Annotated in this window: 19 protein-coding genes; all 19 read right to left on the bottom strand. The window is 44.5% G+C overall.

From position 1 onward, the window contains the following. Positions 1-27 precede the first annotated feature (27 nt). The 19 genes from NDJ01_RS02960 to NDJ01_RS02870 all read right to left on the bottom strand — a co-directional run bounded on the left by NDJ01_RS02960 (position 28) and on the right by NDJ01_RS02870 (position 15,119). Positions 28-1,506 carry a CesT family type III secretion system chaperone gene (locus NDJ01_RS02960; RefSeq protein WP_258586229.1) on the bottom strand — a complete coding sequence of 493 codons (1,479 nt, stop codon included), beginning with the start codon at positions 1,504-1,506 and terminating at the stop codon, positions 28-30. A gap of 9 nt (positions 1,507-1,515) precedes the next feature. Continuing rightward, on the bottom strand, positions 1,516-1,974 hold the full coding sequence (locus NDJ01_RS02955; protein WP_237311621.1) for a CesT family type III secretion system chaperone: 459 nt from the start codon (positions 1,972-1,974) through the stop codon (positions 1,516-1,518). 230 nt (positions 1,975-2,204) lie between these two features. Continuing rightward, positions 2,205-3,179 (bottom strand): type III secretion system effector VopR, encoded by a 975-nt coding sequence (gene vopR, locus NDJ01_RS02950; protein WP_258586228.1) that lies wholly within the window; start codon positions 3,177-3,179, stop codon positions 2,205-2,207. Between the two features lie 10 nt (positions 3,180-3,189). Next, positions 3,190-3,636, bottom strand: a complete 447-nt coding sequence (locus tag NDJ01_RS02945; RefSeq protein WP_048626459.1) for a type III secretion system chaperone — start codon at positions 3,634-3,636, stop codon at positions 3,190-3,192. 265 nt (positions 3,637-3,901) lie between these two features. Then, positions 3,902-5,065 (bottom strand): VopS family T3SS effector adenosine monophosphate-protein transferase, encoded by a 1,164-nt coding sequence (locus NDJ01_RS02940; RefSeq protein ID WP_258586227.1) that lies wholly within the window; start codon positions 5,063-5,065, stop codon positions 3,902-3,904. Between the two features lie 3 nt (positions 5,066-5,068). Next, on the bottom strand, positions 5,069-5,500 hold the full coding sequence (locus NDJ01_RS02935; protein ID WP_047009825.1) for a CesT family type III secretion system chaperone: 432 nt from the start codon (positions 5,498-5,500) through the stop codon (positions 5,069-5,071). Positions 5,501-5,685: 185 nt separating this feature from the next. Further along, a complete protein-coding gene (locus NDJ01_RS02930; protein ID WP_006741524.1) occupies positions 5,686-6,324 on the bottom strand; it encodes an HrpE/YscL family type III secretion apparatus protein in 639 nt (212 codons plus the stop codon). Next, a complete protein-coding gene (gene vscK / locus NDJ01_RS02925) occupies positions 6,303-6,968 on the bottom strand; it encodes a SctK family type III secretion system sorting platform protein VscK (protein WP_257889344.1) in 666 nt (221 codons plus the stop codon). Before vscK ends, NDJ01_RS02930 begins: the two co-directional genes overlap by 22 nt. After that, positions 6,961-7,707, bottom strand: coding sequence for a type III secretion system inner membrane ring lipoprotein SctJ (gene sctJ, locus NDJ01_RS02920; protein WP_086015689.1), 747 nt, complete (start codon positions 7,705-7,707; stop codon positions 6,961-6,963). The genes vscK and sctJ overlap by 8 nt, the downstream gene beginning before the upstream one ends. Beyond that, on the bottom strand, positions 7,707-8,051 hold the full coding sequence (vscI, locus tag NDJ01_RS02915; protein WP_005377202.1) for a SctI family type III secretion system inner rod subunit VscI: 345 nt from the start codon (positions 8,049-8,051) through the stop codon (positions 7,707-7,709). The genes sctJ and vscI overlap by 1 nt, the downstream gene beginning before the upstream one ends. Positions 8,052-8,059: 8 nt before the next feature. Continuing rightward, entirely contained in the window at positions 8,060-8,695 is a 636-nt protein-coding gene (locus NDJ01_RS02910) for a YopR family T3SS polymerization control protein (RefSeq protein ID WP_114322285.1), read from the bottom strand. Next, positions 8,692-9,051 (bottom strand): YscG family type III secretion system chaperone, encoded by a 360-nt coding sequence (locus NDJ01_RS02905; RefSeq protein WP_047009830.1) that lies wholly within the window; start codon positions 9,049-9,051, stop codon positions 8,692-8,694. Before NDJ01_RS02905 ends, NDJ01_RS02910 begins: the two co-directional genes overlap by 4 nt. 3 nt (positions 9,052-9,054) lie before the next feature. Then, positions 9,055-9,303, bottom strand: a complete 249-nt coding sequence (gene sctF / locus NDJ01_RS02900) for a type III secretion system needle filament subunit SctF (protein WP_047009831.1) — start codon at positions 9,301-9,303, stop codon at positions 9,055-9,057. Between the two features lie 17 nt (positions 9,304-9,320). After that, entirely contained in the window at positions 9,321-9,524 is a 204-nt protein-coding gene (locus NDJ01_RS02895; RefSeq protein ID WP_005377198.1) for an EscE/YscE/SsaE family type III secretion system needle protein co-chaperone, read from the bottom strand. Then, on the bottom strand, positions 9,511-10,812 hold the full coding sequence (gene sctD / locus NDJ01_RS02890) for a type III secretion system inner membrane ring subunit SctD (RefSeq protein ID WP_047009832.1): 1,302 nt from the start codon (positions 10,810-10,812) through the stop codon (positions 9,511-9,513). Before sctD ends, NDJ01_RS02895 begins: the two co-directional genes overlap by 14 nt. A 5-nt stretch (positions 10,813-10,817) precedes the next feature. After that, the gene (gene sctC / locus NDJ01_RS02885; RefSeq protein WP_047009833.1) at positions 10,818-12,692 is read right to left on the bottom strand and encodes a type III secretion system outer membrane ring subunit SctC; all 1,875 of its coding nucleotides are present in this window, start codon (positions 12,690-12,692) and stop codon (positions 10,818-10,820) included. Beyond that, positions 12,689-13,117, bottom strand: a complete 429-nt coding sequence (locus NDJ01_RS02880; protein WP_047009834.1) for a YscB family type III secretion system chaperone — start codon at positions 13,115-13,117, stop codon at positions 12,689-12,691. Before NDJ01_RS02880 ends, sctC begins: the two co-directional genes overlap by 4 nt. 12 nt (positions 13,118-13,129) lie before the next feature. Further along, complete coding sequence (locus tag NDJ01_RS02875; RefSeq protein WP_258586226.1) at positions 13,130-14,110, bottom strand: T3SS regulon anti-activator ExsD domain-containing protein; 981 nt, start codon at positions 14,108-14,110, stop codon at positions 13,130-13,132. Positions 14,111-14,258: 148 nt separating this feature from the next. After that, positions 14,259-15,119: an AraC family transcriptional regulator gene (locus tag NDJ01_RS02870; RefSeq protein WP_005377191.1), complete on the bottom strand. Its 861-nt coding sequence runs from the start codon at positions 15,117-15,119 to the stop codon at positions 14,259-14,261. Positions 15,120-15,637 lie beyond the last annotated feature (518 nt).

The following is a 15,637-nucleotide window of genomic DNA, read 5'->3' as shown; positions in this document are numbered from 1 at the left end:
AGGGAGCATCTGCTCCCTTACTTTCAATTAAACCCAACCTTCCGCTAAGTACATCAGTCGCAATTGACTTGGTGAGCCCAGTTTATCTAATGCATCCAACTGAGCGTCACTCAGGTTTGGGCATTTATCAAGGTATACTCGTCCATTTTCGGCATCAAGTGGCAGTTTGTAAGTCAGCTTTTCATTGATTTGACTCGCCTCACCTTTATCGATCGCTCGAACTGCAGGCATGAGCCAATCCCAATCTTCGCCCAACAGCTTTTTAAACGCACTATGAGCAGTTGCCTCAGTTTTACTTGGCGCATCTTCTGGACTTAGCTTCAAGATAGAATCAACGTCAGGGACTAAGTGTTCACCTGGCTCTGAGCCCAACATCTTTTTCAACGTTAAGCGAGCAGCTTCCATCTCTTGTGCTTCTTTAGGCGCTTGAGGTGATGTCATCGCCGTGTTCTCTTTAGGGCCAAGGTACGCCATTAATGCGCGTACAGAAGCTGGATCTTGCATGCTGAAGGTAAAGTCTCCTTTGGCATTAGAAACTTCAAGCCTTGGTAAAACACCAGACATCTCACCTTGCATGAGTTGCTCTTTGACTTCCGTATTTAACCCGTATGCTCCAGCTTGGTTCGCAACAAAGCCACCACCACTGATGATGCCAGTCGTGGCAGCCGAACCAATGGCTTCTTTTGCTATCGGCGTAACACCCGCTGTCGCTACCGAGCTCACACCAAAAGTACCCAAACTACCTGTCGCCATGCCCAATGTCGCCCCAACTGCGCCTTCAGCTGATAACATTGCATGACCTTGGGCTAATGTTTGTTGCATCGGCATAGAGAGACGTTGGTCTCGCCCTGGAAGCTGCGAAATTTGCTCCAGCTGATGGTGGTAAGCTTCAGCATCGCCATTGACTGCCGCTTTGTGCAGCTCGCGTCCTGTTGAAATTAATAGCCCTACTCCAGGCAAGGCTAGGTTGATGACTGCATTAACGCCAGAACCTTTCAATTTTTCTTTGCCAATCTGTAACAGTTCGGCACCAAAACCATCCATTTTCCCCGGGTACTGAGCCTCTAAACTCACCTGCATACGCGGATCTTTGCTGATCGCGTCAAACGTATTTTTAAGCTGCTGGTACGTATCGCTGCTCACCTTGACTTCATCCAACAAGCTGACAACTTCTAAGATTTTGCGCTCAGTAAGCGGCTCACCGCGATAACCAGAAGGGCTAACTAATGAGTAAGCTAGCAAGGCTACCTCAGGCTTTTCTTGTTTAAGTAGCGCCTGTTTCAAATCAAGGTGAGTTTTGATGTTTTCTTGGAAAAACTTAGTGTATTTGCTTCTCAACACGCCTTCGTGGATAGAAGCAAACTTGTGACCTTTGTGGAACGTTGAAGGTTCTTTTACCTCACCTCTTTTACTGATCACTCGGTCATCTTTTTGCGCAGCGACTGCACGAAACTGTTCTAGATCAGGTACTGGGCTTTGGCTGATTTTTTGCGTTGTATTGACCATTTTTCTCTCCTACACACGAAGTGATTGAACATGTGCTTGTTCATGATTAGGGGTGGTTGGAATCGCTTGATCCAACATTGCAAAACGCGCTTGCCACAATTCAGTCTGTTCAATAACCTCATGAAACCAAGCAGTAAGATTCGTCGTGTTTAGGTGCTCAACGGGTTTACGTCCCGCTAAGACAAGCTGTCGACCATTTGGGGCTAAAGCAAGTGCAAGACTGCCACTACCGATGCCCTGATAATTAGCATGAGCAAGCAGCTCTAAACCTTTTAGTCGTTGTTCGCCGGATTTTTCTAATCCTCCGAAAGTCACGGACAACATTAAGTCATCCGTATCTGTCGCGATGAAATACAGCATGTAGCGGTCGTCGACCAGTAGCTGACAGCGTTCATTGTCTTCAAAACTCAGTTCGGGTAACTCATTGAGTTGGCAAAACTCCAAGAGCAGTTGTTGAATCGTGTTCATAACTTTTTCCTTTTGTTTCAATAACTCTATTGAACAACGATTGCAGATTGAACGATGTCGGTAATGGCTTTATTTTTGTCACTTTTTCGCCTTCATTGTGAGGTTTTTCGCAGAAATCTCGCTGTAAAAATGAGTTGCCAGAGTAATAAAAAAGAGCAGCTCACGGCTGCTCTTTCAATAAAGGTTGGATGACTAGCATTATGTGTTTGCTTACTTCTTTTGCAGAGCGACTAACCCAGTTTATGACTATCAAAAATGACTTCTGTTGGCGGGAACATATTCGAAACAGGTGGTCGTTGCGCATCTCCAAACATTGGTGCACCGAATGCGGATGTTGCCCAAGGATCAACAATTTTCACATCCTTACTCCATGTTGATGGATCTTTGATATCACTCCCCTCTTGTCGACCAACCAGTACATAAAGGTGTGTACCTGAATGACCCTTTTTAAACGCAACCACTTCTACTTTAGGCTCACCTTCAGGTGTGCCTGACATGCCTTGAATCATCTCAGCCGCGGCAGCAAAGGCAAATGTAGTACAGCAGCCGGCTTTCGCGTTTTGTACTGCCTTAGCAATGTTCTGTAGGGTGCTTAATTGCGGTGCGGTTCCTCTTTGTGCTGCAGCTTGAACTCCGTTTGCGGACATAGTCGCTCGTTGATCTTGCATGATTCGCGCTTGATTCGCGTGAAGCGCTTCTAGTCTAGGCTTTCCTTTGGTTTCATAAAACTGCGAACCTTTTACACCAAATGTATTTAAGTCTGTACAGGCAAAATCACCAAGCTTTTGAAGGTTAGCTTTATGTTCGTTGATCAGCGCGACACTCGATGAAGCTTTATTGGTTTTGGAAGAAGAGGCCGTTTGCGCGGCTGGCCAATGTGAGCTAGGACCAGACGACAATCTCTCTAGGTTTTTCAGACTACCAAGCGTTAACTTGTTTTCACCGTTCAACACATTTTTCAGCATCAGCTTCGCAACGTCTTTAGGAATGCCCTGCTTCGTGAGCAGATTCACCACAATGTCTTTCGCTTTATTCTGGTGGCTAATACGCGCACTGACGCTTTTATTTTTGGGAGCCCCTTCTTTAACAAAAATATCTTTGCCATTATGCGCTCGAACCTCTTTATCGTCAGATTGATTTTGTGTCGCCAAATGGGATGTTAACTGACTCAACGAGTGCATTTGCGATGTATTAATATTGACCATGTGTAATGCCTTAAACCTGAATAAATGCGTGTACGTCTGTTTGGCTAAAATCTACAACCGTATTGTTCTGAAATAGCTGAGCCCAAGTATCCACTAGCTCATTCAGTTGAATCATCAAGTTAGCAATATTGGTGAGTTCACTCTCGGCCGCGATGGCAACCTGAAGAACCACATCTTTAGTGGTTGGATTAACGCAAAACTGCACACCGCCGGTTTCTCGATATAAGAAGTTGTATTCAAGTAAAACTTGAAGTTTGTCTAACGTAATATCCTCTTGTTCTATGTGCAGGTTTTTAGAAATCAACAACTCGCCTTTTTCCTCCACGAGCAGAACATCGACACTGTTATTTTCAGCAAAATGCAGTGACCACATTTGATCGTCATACGCTGTCACGCGTTCAAGTTTCAGCACTTCTCCTAGTTCAGAGAGAAGCATATTAATCTTTCCTGTATCCATGTTGTGTCCTGTCTAATTTAACATACCTAAGTAGCCTCGAAATATCTGATGCAGCGAGACGACTTGGGTATAACGGCTTATTTAAATAAGCTCATAAGGATAAGAGCGATTTTATGGCGTGATAGACACAAGAGCTTTATTTAAACGTCTCAATTTTATTGCTATTAGCCGTTTTTAGCGAGGTAGAAAAATGAAGAATAAGTTGGATAAAGAAATAAGAAAAGAGCGGCAATCGCCGCTCTAAAATTGGAATAGAAGAGAAAAATTACTTGATGCCGTGAAGGCTGTTCTCTGCGTTCATAGCCAAAGGATTGAATGAGTCGTTACGAAGTTCTGCTATCGCGTATAGCATGCGCCCCATGCGACCATTTCCATCGGTAAAGCCATGGTACCCGATAACTCCGGCGAACAAATGTTTACCTAAGTCTTTATCTTCTACAGGGTTCTCTTTCAAAAAGCCTTCAATGTGCTGCTTTAACATGCCCTCACCGCCAATACTTGAAGGCAAAGTACCACCCGAAATATTTGGCCCTCGGTAGTCACGTTCAACATCAGGTACCAATCGAGCGTGTAGCTCTTTTAAGTTGTCCATATTCAATAAGTCTTTACCATTAGACGCGTACTCTTTAAGTAAAGACGTAATGTTTTCGGCATCGTTTCCTTTAGAGTTAGAAGCATTAATGATCCACGCCGCAGCTCGTTCGACATTATCGGTGACGCCACTTTTGTTAAACGCGTCCTCTGCCAGTCCTTCAGCGTATACACCTTGGCTTAGATCGGTGCTTGCTAGACCTTCGATATGGCGTTGCGCCGATTTAAGATGCATCACCTCCATATCAAACACCGCTTGCATTTGAGTGATGCTACCTGCTGGATTTTTTTGCGCTGCAGACACACCACCGCCATAGTCTTTTACTACACGTCCAGCAAGCGACTTCGCTGCACTTTCGCCAATCAGTGATGTGAGGTTTTTACCAGAATCGGTTTCTAGCATTGATTCTGTCATTGCTCGCTCCGCTAACTGGTTTAGCTCAGCAGAGTGCGATTGGACCGTTTTGCTATCCAATTTCGCGAATGCATTTAATACATCTGATGCGGTTTTTATGCTTCCATCTTTGAAGAACATTTGTCCATGCTCAACAGAAGAAGCAGCTTGTAAACGCTGAGCTTGTCCTTGCTCATTATCAAATACGGCTTTTGTAAGGGCTTTCGCTACCGATTGTGGGCTACCTTCGCGAAACAGTTTTCCTGTCGCTTCAAAAAATCGCGCTACCGCACCATTCGTAGGATTGGCGCGAGTAAATTCTTGGGTCGCTGCATTGATTTGGTATTCTTTGCCACCAATACTCAGCTTGCCTTCGTTAAGTATCTCGTTGCGAGCTTGCGGCATGGCAGCCTGCAATGCGCTAACACTTCCAAAACTGATCATGTTTTAAACCCTTAATGTGGAAAAATGAGTAGTACTCGTTACCGGGACTTCGGTTGTTTTATTGGTTACTTTTTGCGTGTTCGCACTTTTTAGCCATTCGATGAAATTCGCTAATGATTCATCAAGAAAAGAAGCAGTTAACAGATGCTGGTGCAGGTGTATGAAACCGATGTATCCCGTTTCTGCCTCCCAGAATACCGCTGGAGAGCCTTGCGTTAAGGCATCTTTCATATGTTGATGCAAAACATCATCACTCGGCTTATCGCCTGAAATTAGCCCAATAAGTGTCAGGCGATCTTCTTGTGCGCGAATTGTGATTGCTGTATTTTGCTCAATGAGTAGATGACAACAATCATCCTCATCAAAAACCAGCGACTCCAGTTGGCAGCGGCTGGCAAAATCTGTCAGTAAAGAAGTTATAAATCCATTAGCCATTCGACTAAATAATCCTATTTTTGTTGTTTTAGGGGCGCTGCTTGGTTGCAACACTTATCAACTAAGCAGCTTTCTTAGGTGTATTCTTAAGGATTTATGACAGTGAATATTTTAGAAATGGTCGGATTTTTTTTGTTTAAAGGCATTAAAATGAAAAAACTCAGCAAGTGCTGAGTTTTTAAGATTTATTCATGAATCGTAATTTTACGCTCACTGAGCTGCTTCACCATCGCTTGCTTTAATGCATGCAACTGTCCATCAATACTGGCGTCGATGATCCCGACTTCAGTTTCCAAAATGCAGCCTCCATTTTTCAAGCGAGCGTCTGCTACCACGTCAACGTAACCGACTTCAGGGTAATCACTCAGTACACCAGCCACCTTTTCCCTCACATCAACAACCTGCTCTGGATGGACATGTAAAATGACCTGCTTTTGGTTGCTCACCAATTGCAACGCTTCTCGCACGACGCTCACCGTGGTATCGACATCATCAAAGGTATCGATGATCTTACGTACCGCTTCTAACACCACGCCTGTCATTTTTTCTTCGACTTGCTGATAGTAATCATTACAACGCGCTAGGGTTTCAACCATCGTTTGCGCATTTTCAATCTTGGCTTGTGCAAGGCCATCCTGATAACCACGTTGTTTTTCAGTTTCGTAGGCTTGTTGGGCATTAGCAATTATGCTTTCAGCTTTGGAGTTCGCGGCTTCAACTAAGTGTTGCGAATCAAGATAACTGGCATAATCTTTCGCTTTCAGCACCTTTAAGCCAGGTGCCAGCTGCAAGTTGTCTGTTTTTATTTCAACAAATGAAACCATTGGGGAATAACCTGTTTTGCGATTTTTTTTGTGAGTCGATACGCCAGATCTCGCTGATCTTTTGCCAACCAGCTAGCCATTTCCGTACTCTCGCTGAGCTGCTGTTCTAGTTTGAATTGCAAACGCAGGACAATGTCTTCTGGCGAGTTAACTAAAACAAACCTTATCCAGGAGTACCCAAGCGCTTGCATTTTTGCTTCAACAGACCGCTCATCCAATGATTCTGGCAACGGATGTTGCCAACCTTGCGGCCAACTGGATAACAACATCGGCCCGTTTTGAATCAAGAACCGAGCGCCTTCCAATCCAAAGACGTTGTTCAGAACCTGTTTCGGATGTTTTAAAACAACGCCTCGCATTGCCACACAATGTAAAGCTCCGCCCACCATCAATACGAGTTGATTCAACGCATCCGCTGGGAGCAACGCCAAGCTATGGCAAGGTTTGTTAAAAGCCGTCTCTGGAACTGGAGATAACGCCCACTCATTTATGCACCATTGGTTAAACATGGGGTTATCTCTCCAACCTTCAATATTTAATAACCAAGGCTGTTTCTGTTCTATCCAACTTTTATGGATGTATTGGCAAGGCGCGTAGTTAAATTGATGTTGTACCTGCGCGAGTGGTGTTTCTGGTTTAACCACGCTTTGTGTTCCTGCGGCACCAAGTAAAAGTAGCGATATTTGAACCGATAAGCGCAGCTACCAAGAACACCAGGATGGCGACAAAATTATTCGCCGTCTCTTTGGTGACCTGAACCGACAAAATGCTTTTAAATTGATTGTTTTGAGTAGCAACTCGTACCTCTGATGAGGGTACCATCACTACGCTGATTCGATCGTAATTCAACCCCTCAATACTGTTGTTCACCAATAATTTGATCTGCGGAACATACGAATCAAGCGCAATATCCGCCGCGTGTTTAATAAACACAGAGGCAGATGCAGGCGTTGGACGCTCTCCTGGACGTAGATCTTGATCTTCCAAAACAACATGAACACGTGCCACCAGCACGCCATCAATCTGAGATAAGGTTGAAGAAAGTTCTTGAGATTTCGCGTACACCAAACGTGCTCGTTCTGCTAATGGCGACGAGATCAAATCGTCTTTGGGAAACACCTCTTTCAATGTAGAAAACTGCTCTCTTGGATACCCTTTTCGCTTCAGCGCGTCTACAGCGAAGGCGATTTGAGAACTGTCTACCATTAACTTGACGGTGTTGTCTTTGTCAGGTTCTTTTGTTGCAACGACACCTTCGGATAATAAGATCGACAACATCTCATTCCCCTCTTTCTGAGTTACGTTGGTGTACAGCTCGGTCTGACACCCCACCAGAAACAACGTGAGCATGATGAAAACCGCTCTCATTTTATTCATCATCACTATTGTGCCTTCAATAAGGTTTCTACATTTTGTGTGGTTTTACCCACGGTTTTCGCGATCAGCTCTTCTTGAAAAGTAATGCGCGTCAGTGCCCACTGCATTTGCAGTAATTGCGCCGGATCATCACCCACCATCTTCATGTTGTCTTGCAGGTTACTTTTCGCGTTATCGATAGTATTTTTTAACTCGCTGATGTTTTCGAGCAAACCGCCCTCCAAGCCATTATTCGCCTCGGGAACCGACATAGCTTGTTCGAAACGTTCACTTAAACCGTCCTCGACTTGTGCATCCTGCAACTTATCAATGTTGGTTTGCATCACCTCGGTGTACTGCGTGTTTATCATATGTACTCCTAAGACAAATCTAACTTGTGACTATGAGTCACGATGTTTTTCACCATCGCATTTTTTTGAATCATGAAGCTAAGCTCATCACGAACCATGTCCAGTGTTGATGCCATACCAGGTAACGACTTCAACTCAGCCCAGCAGTGCCACAAGGCTTGTTCTTTCTGGGCACCAAGTGGAAAATGCTGCGCCAACATTTCTTTAAGTGCTGCTTTATCGACAGGTGGCTCGGCAATAAGCTGGCCCGAAAAATCCCCTAGCAACTCCTGCTTCAACACCTTTAATAAATCGGCTTGCGGGTGTTCGGTGCCCTTTGCACTCTTCGCCTCATAAAAGGCGTACCACATTGCCTCTCGTTTAACTTGAGGATCGGAGAACGCTTCATTCAACGATGATAAGACGCTTTGTTTACTGACAACATCTGCTTCTTTTAGTGATTCATACCACGCTTTGATGTCCGCCAGTTTCGCTTCTGTTTTCTCTAACGTCTCTTTTGGAGAGGCGTGTGAGGCTTCCGCTTGCTTGGCATTACGCTCCATGAGCACATTCATCTTATCTTCATCGCTCCGCTCATAATGGCGCGACTCCGATTGGCGCAGAGGTTGAGGCTGAAGAGTTAGATTACTTGAATCAACGATCATCCAAGGTTCCTAATGTCCTGAGAAAAGCTTGCAGCAAATGCTTGGCTTTCTTCGCTTCCCTGTGATGCGAGTTCTACCCAACTTTCCGCTTTGCTCAATAAACCAGCTTTGGCGGAAGCAAGGGCCGCTAAACTGATCAGATCTGGATAGGCGTTGCAAAGTGGTTCGAGCAATTGATGAGCCTCTTCGTACAAGCCTTTATTCATAAGGCTCATTGCACGAATCATCACCACGGTCTCTTCAGAACCAGAGCTTGCTTCAAGGCCGTCCGCTATCGTATTAGCTTCTTGATGACGATGCATACCGGTTGCCATCAGCGCAATTTCAGCCAGCAATTGGCGCATTTCTCGTTCCATGCTTTATACCTTCTGGAGAATCGACTGCATCACATCTTTAATCGCACGAGTGGTGGTCGCATTGATGTTGTAAACAACAGACCATTTGTTGATCGCGTGCTGAAGTTCAGCCAGCTTAGATGGATCATCGGCGTTTGTTTCTAGGTTCTTGATGGCAGTCGTCACTTCTGTGTTGGCATCTTTCGCTTGTTTTTCTAACTTAGTTTTAACATCATCAAGGTTTACACTGTTACTAGCATCGTAAAATGACATAAGACTTCCTCGTATTTTTAGTTCGCTTCGTATGATTCAACGACCGCATGTGCGGCGGTGTAAGCTTCATACTGTTTGAGTAGCAATTGGTACTGCTGTGGTGAGCACCCTAAATCCAACTGACGTTTCACCACCGCTTGTGCTTCTAAGAGCTTGCTCTTAATCTTGTGCACTTCCGCACCGTTTGTGTCGTTATTTAAAATTTGTTCAAGATTTGTCATTGTTCGTCTCGCCTTCATATCCAAGTTCTATTGTTATCACCCGCCCGCCTTTAACCAACTCAATACCAGCAGGTGTAACACTGGATATTCGATAGCCCTGAGGCGTTCTTGCACCGACCATATAGCGAACGTTATCGGTCAGAATCACATATGGAACCTGGCCAAAGTTAACGCTACGAAACGGGAAATCGATGTTGGTGCCTTTACTCACCTTAGGTATGGATTTCAAAACTAAGTACGGTTTCTCACCATATTGTTCCCGGAAGTCTCGAGTCACACCGTAAAATCGAGTCGTTTCGATATCATCAAGTTCCCCGCGTACTTCGATGCGATCACCGCTGGTAACCAACTGGACTTTTTTCAGTAGCTCTGCATCCGTCAATAAGGCTTTTAGCGTATCCATGTAGGCACCCGCTCTTTGCAGTTCAACCTTCCACGCTACTAGGCCCGGTACGTCTCGCTCTAAAATTTGCTCAACTTGGTTCCAGCGGCTTGCATCATCGATATAACCCGTCAGTAACAGTGTGCCCGTCTCATCCCCATTTTCGACTTTCACCTGGTGATAGCCGAGGTTTCGCAAAATAAATCGAACCCCGCGACGGATTTCTTCCATCGTTCTTAAGTCACTTTTGTAATTGATACCTAGTACATCAATTCGACCAAGCAGATCGAGTTTCTGAGTTCGATCTTCAACATAACCTTCCAAAACCGCTTGGCGTGCGGCGGCATTCCATTCCACACGAACGTCGCTAAGTTTGATCTCGCCTAAGATGTTGCGCACCAAAACAATGGGTTCTGCTTCTGTGACAGTCTCATTATTGTTTCCGTTAGCTTGGCTGTACCACATACCAGCAAAAATGACACTCGGGACAAAACTACAAAGCAAGGCGATGAGCGTTGTTTTTTTCCAGCTAGAGCGTTGTACAGCAACAACAGGTGCATCCTGTTCGCTAGATTCGTCGCTGACGTTACTCACGATTAACGCATCTTCTGCGTACCCCAGTGCGAACTTCACAACGCCTACAGAGACAACGGCATGGCGTGACAACTCGATCCCATCATCTTCAACAGAGATGTTTTCACCGTTAATATTTGCCTCTTTGCAGCCTCGTAAAATAACCGAGTCTTGCTGGCAAACCAACGTGAAATGGTTAGCTTCGACCCCAGCATCAGACAGCACGAGATCTGCGATAAAGTCGTCACTGCCAAGCACAAGAGCGCCCTCAGGTAAGGTGACTTCAACTCCGGAATGCACGCCTGATAAAATACGAATTTTCCATTGCTGCATCGCGGTTAAGGCTCCTCTGATGGACGCACACACTCACTTTGTGAGTCATCGCATTCCAATACTTTTACACGCCAACCCTTTTGCCCTGTCGGCAATTGGCACTGCGTCAATTGAGACGACTGTTGCTGCGACAATAAGTCTTGCTGATAGCGCTCTGCTTGAGTCTTTGATGTGCAGCTATACACTTCGACGACCGATTTAAATTCAGCACTGTTGTTGGAAATGTTGTTGAGCTTGCCAATGCTTGGTCGCAGATCGTACTCATTACCAATCAACACACTATCGCCAATACCATCCACAACGATTCGCGGTTCTAGAATAAACATGCGCACCGTGCGGCGTTTAGTGTTGGTATTACTTCTAAACAACGCACCTAAATATGGAATGTCTCCCAACAGTGGTACTTTACGTAACTGATGACTCACTTCATCTCGGTACACACCACCGATGAGCAAGCTCTGTCCTTGCTTCACCGTCGCCAAGGTACTGATTTCAGTTTTACGAACGGAAGGAAGGTCGTCGACACCACCATCGGTAATCTTTGCCCCGTCTTCGAGATGAAGGCTCAGATTGATTTCTGGTCGGGCAGCAAACCTGTCACCAACGATACGCGGGACAATTCTCAGTAACGTGCCATACGTGACCTCTTCCAGTGCTGCGGTCTCTTTACCAACCAGCTTGACGTAAAACGTGCTGCTGTTGTTCAGTACCGCTTCGACATTTTCTTGGGTTAACAGTGTTGGTCTTGAAACCACTTGAGCACTGCCTTGAGATTCCAATAATCGGATTTGAGCCAACAGGTAATTCAGATTGGTTGAATCAAGCAAAGACTTAAAATTTTGTCCGCTGCCGAGAGTCACATCACCCGAACTCACATCCCCTGTTGTTTTTATATCAACAATTCGATTATTTCCGACAGACACTCCCGCTCGCCAATCCACGCCTAACTGACTTAAATCGTTGGCACTGATGTCGACAATCGATAACGCAACTTCAATTCTTGATTGCGGTTGGTCCAATTGAGCGACCAGTTTGCGATAGAGCGGTAATCGCGCTTGAGTATCACGAACAATAATCGCATTAAGGCCCGGCTCTGCTTCAACCGTTGCTCCGCCATGAACTGAGGCGGTTTTATTGCTTTTTACAGGCTTATCTGAACTGGTAACTTCTTTGTTCGACGCACTCGTCACTTGAGTTTGAACACCAGACACGACTCGCTTTAAAACCGATGCGATACCAGGAACCGTAATGGTCTGATCTCGATATGCAATTTCTCTATCCGTTGCAGAAGCGTACTTCAAAGGAATTATTTCAACGAATAACTCGTCGGTTGAATTCGACTTCTGCAGCAGGCGCGTTTCTAATGCTTCGGCTGTTTGTACAACTAAGTCGACATAACGTGGAGGACCTGCAAGATAAACCAACCCTTTACTTTCAGCGGCTCTCCACCCATAGCGCGAATCCCACACTCCAGTGGAAATTAACGTGCTTCGTAGCTCTCTGGCGGTCAATAATTCTAATTGGAGTAAACGTGAGCGCGTTTCTGTCGCCTTATAGACATGTAAGACGGCACCATCGAAATACCACATCAAGTTATAGACTTGCGATAAGTAGTCGAGGAACTCAGCCGGATCATCAGGAGTAAAACGTCCACTCACTCGATCATTAACTTTGTCACTCACAGAAACCGAAACGCGATAGTTTGCGCCAAAGTTATTCAACAACTCTTTTAATGAGTCGTTATCTGCATAGTATCGGAATGGTTGTTCGGGCCAGTGTAAGTCTGTTGCTTGTGCGAATCCCAACGGAGCAAAGCTCACAGCACACAACAGTATCTTTGTGGCAGCACGTCTGATGTTCGGAAAGACTTTTCGCATCATGGCAACCACACATTATGATTAATCGTGTGGTTCACGCGCTCGTGCTCCAATAATGCCATATAACGCTCACATAGATTAACGTGCTTGGAAAGCAAAGAAGAGAACAGCTCAATCGAACAGTCCTCGATCCTCACTTTGCTTTGCAAAATCAGCTGCTGATCATCATTCGCTGTTAGTACGCAGCCATCTTCACGGATTGTTTTTAATGAGAGCTGCATGCAACGTTGCAACGCTTGTTCTTGTTGATAATCTAGATGCTCTTTAAACTGGAAAGGTAAAGCCGCTTCCCATAAAAACCATGATGCGTGTTGTTTGATGGTCAGTGACAACTGATCAACCTCGATGTTGTAAGAGCCATTTTCTGAGGCAATAAACCCCCCTACCTTTAGCGTTTCCGCTAAAGATTTCATCATCTTATCTAACATTTAACGCCCTATTTAAATCTGGCTGAGGTGATTGCAAGCCTGGCCGCACTGGCCGCTTTGAGTGTCAAAATAGTAGTGATCGATGTCGCCAACAATTTGCATGCTCTTGAACCACTGCCATACTTTCGCAACCGCATTTTGGTCGTTGTAAACCACATCACATGCATCCCAGACTTCGTTCAGCTCAGGAGCTTCAAGTCGAACTTCCGAACACCACTTTTTCCACTCAGAGATAAACTGAGCAGTCGTAGAAGTGTACTCTGCGAACCCTTTAAGCTCGTCTAAGGACGGTTGCCACTTCTCAATTAACGAACGATGACATTCAATCACTTGCAACTGTTGTTCGCTTAACGTCCCAAGTTGCTTTTTAAGTTGATGCTGCTGGCTCTTAATGAGATCGAGTTGCTGTTGAACAAAGACGGCACTGGTGTCTTCCCCTGATAGCTTCGACCAATATTCCTTCTGAATATCGAGTTGATTGATAAGTTGTTCAACTTTAATCGAAGCATGAAGAGCACTTTGATCGACTTGTCGGTTAATCCACTCGTTGAGTGATAAATGGAAACAAAGCATCAACGTTTTTGGGACAGCCAAATTAAAGCGAAAGCCCAGACGAGAGTTGATGTAGTCCAGCCTTTGTTCGAACGTTGTGATTGTGCTGCTATCACTGAGCTGCGATCCAATTTCCAAAAATAAACGCATGGCAAACCGGTCTATCGAAGCACCAAGTTTTTGATACGTTTTTACTAACTGGCTAGCGCACAGGCTATCGACGACATTTCTATCCAACAAGCGTTGAAGTAAAGATAACTGCTCATAATTTATGACGCCTTCACTCAACAATTGTCGGTGATTGACGTGCACAACATTGAGATCCTGCGTAGGTTTCGAGGCGCTTTCATAACGAGCTCCTCTTTGTAAAACAGTCACTTTCCGCTGTGTCACTATGCTGTCTGGAAAAAGCGAACGGCGTCGCCAATGCTGCTTTTTCATTTATGTTCGTCTCCGCACCCCTTTCGAACAATCCAGAAAGAAAGAGATGTAATAATTTTTAATCGTTCGTTGTTACACGATACATAATAGAATTTACACTGGTGAGTGACTTTCAAAATTAGTCAGAAAATTTTAGTCCCAAGTCATTTCATTTCGCGATAGCCACTTGATCGTCTCCCGAACGTACGCGGCTTGGGGTCGTTCCAAAACGACGACGGTAACTCTGCGTAAAGTAAGACTGACTGGAAAACCCTGCCTCCATCGCCACATCTACGATGCTCATCTTACTCGTCAACAGCAGTTTATGAGCATGCAGTAGTCGACGCTCACTGATCCAGGCTCTTGGAGAAATGCCATAGTGCTCATTAAAAAGCTCTTTAAAAGTGGTTAAGCTGGCACCAAACTCCTGCGCGTAGTCTGTCAACTTCCATTCTTTTAAGTAATGCTGTTCCATAAATCGACGTAACCGTTCCGACGTACGGTTTGTTTGTTGTGACAGCAACGCATACAGTGATTCTCCTCCTTTGCTGTGTAGCAAGAGAATGAGTAGTTCTTCGTATTTTAGGCACATAATGGCATCAGGGTACGCTTGTTGCTCAAGCGTCTGCATGCTAGAAAGCACTTGTTCAACGAGTATGTTCAAACCAAAAGTAAACAAACCAGAACAAACTTTGTCTACCTTAGGCAGCATCATCAAGAGATCACTGTGTTTTTGCAGCAACTGACTAACGAGTTCATTGTCGTAAGCAATAATCGACGCTTTGTATGCCCCATCTAGCGGAGAGTACTCTAACAAGTAATCCCCTTGAGATAGAAATACCCCATTTTCTGCAGCAACATCGATTGTGCAATCACCTGTTTGAACTCGAAGCTGACCATTGTGAACGACAACAATGTGAGACTGGTCTGAGTGAAATACTTCGTCAGATTTTTCATAGCAGGAAAAACTACGAATTTTTCGTGAACTCGAGTCGACCCTTTCTGAGTTTAGTTGGCCTGACACATCCATTTTCTACCCTTCATTATTTTGAGTTTCTCAGTGCAAATGTTGAGAAACTTTCAAAGCACTACTTTGATTGTTGTTATTTCTAAGTACTGCTGTATGAATTAAAGAAGCAAAGAAAAGAGCATAGAAGTTCTATCACTTACCATACCCCCCGAATAATTAGCGAATAACCCAAGCATTACCTTTACCTAAAGGTAAAAGTTTGACTTAGTAAATTTCTGCTGTCCGTCTTTATTATTTTTATCAGATAGCGTTTATCATTAGCCAAAACTTAAATATCATTTCGTTATTTAAGTTTGGTTGTTTTGTTATACATTAGAATACAATTAAATAGATTTCGGCATCGTTTCGAGAACAAAATTAAATTTCCAAAATCATAAAAATGTATGTTTTATAGCCTAAAACGCCAAGCCAACGTGTTCAAGGAGCGAGATATAATCATAAAAAATACTGTTTTTGCAACAAGTATGAGTCTAAAAAACAACTGACCCGATGACTTCAAAGTCATGTAATTAATGTTT

It is taken from the genome of Vibrio sp. HS-50-1, assembly GCF_024747315.1.
GTDB lineage: Bacteria > Pseudomonadota > Gammaproteobacteria > Enterobacterales > Vibrionaceae > Vibrio > Vibrio diabolicus.
This window is presented reverse-complemented; position numbering and strand designations above follow the sequence as displayed.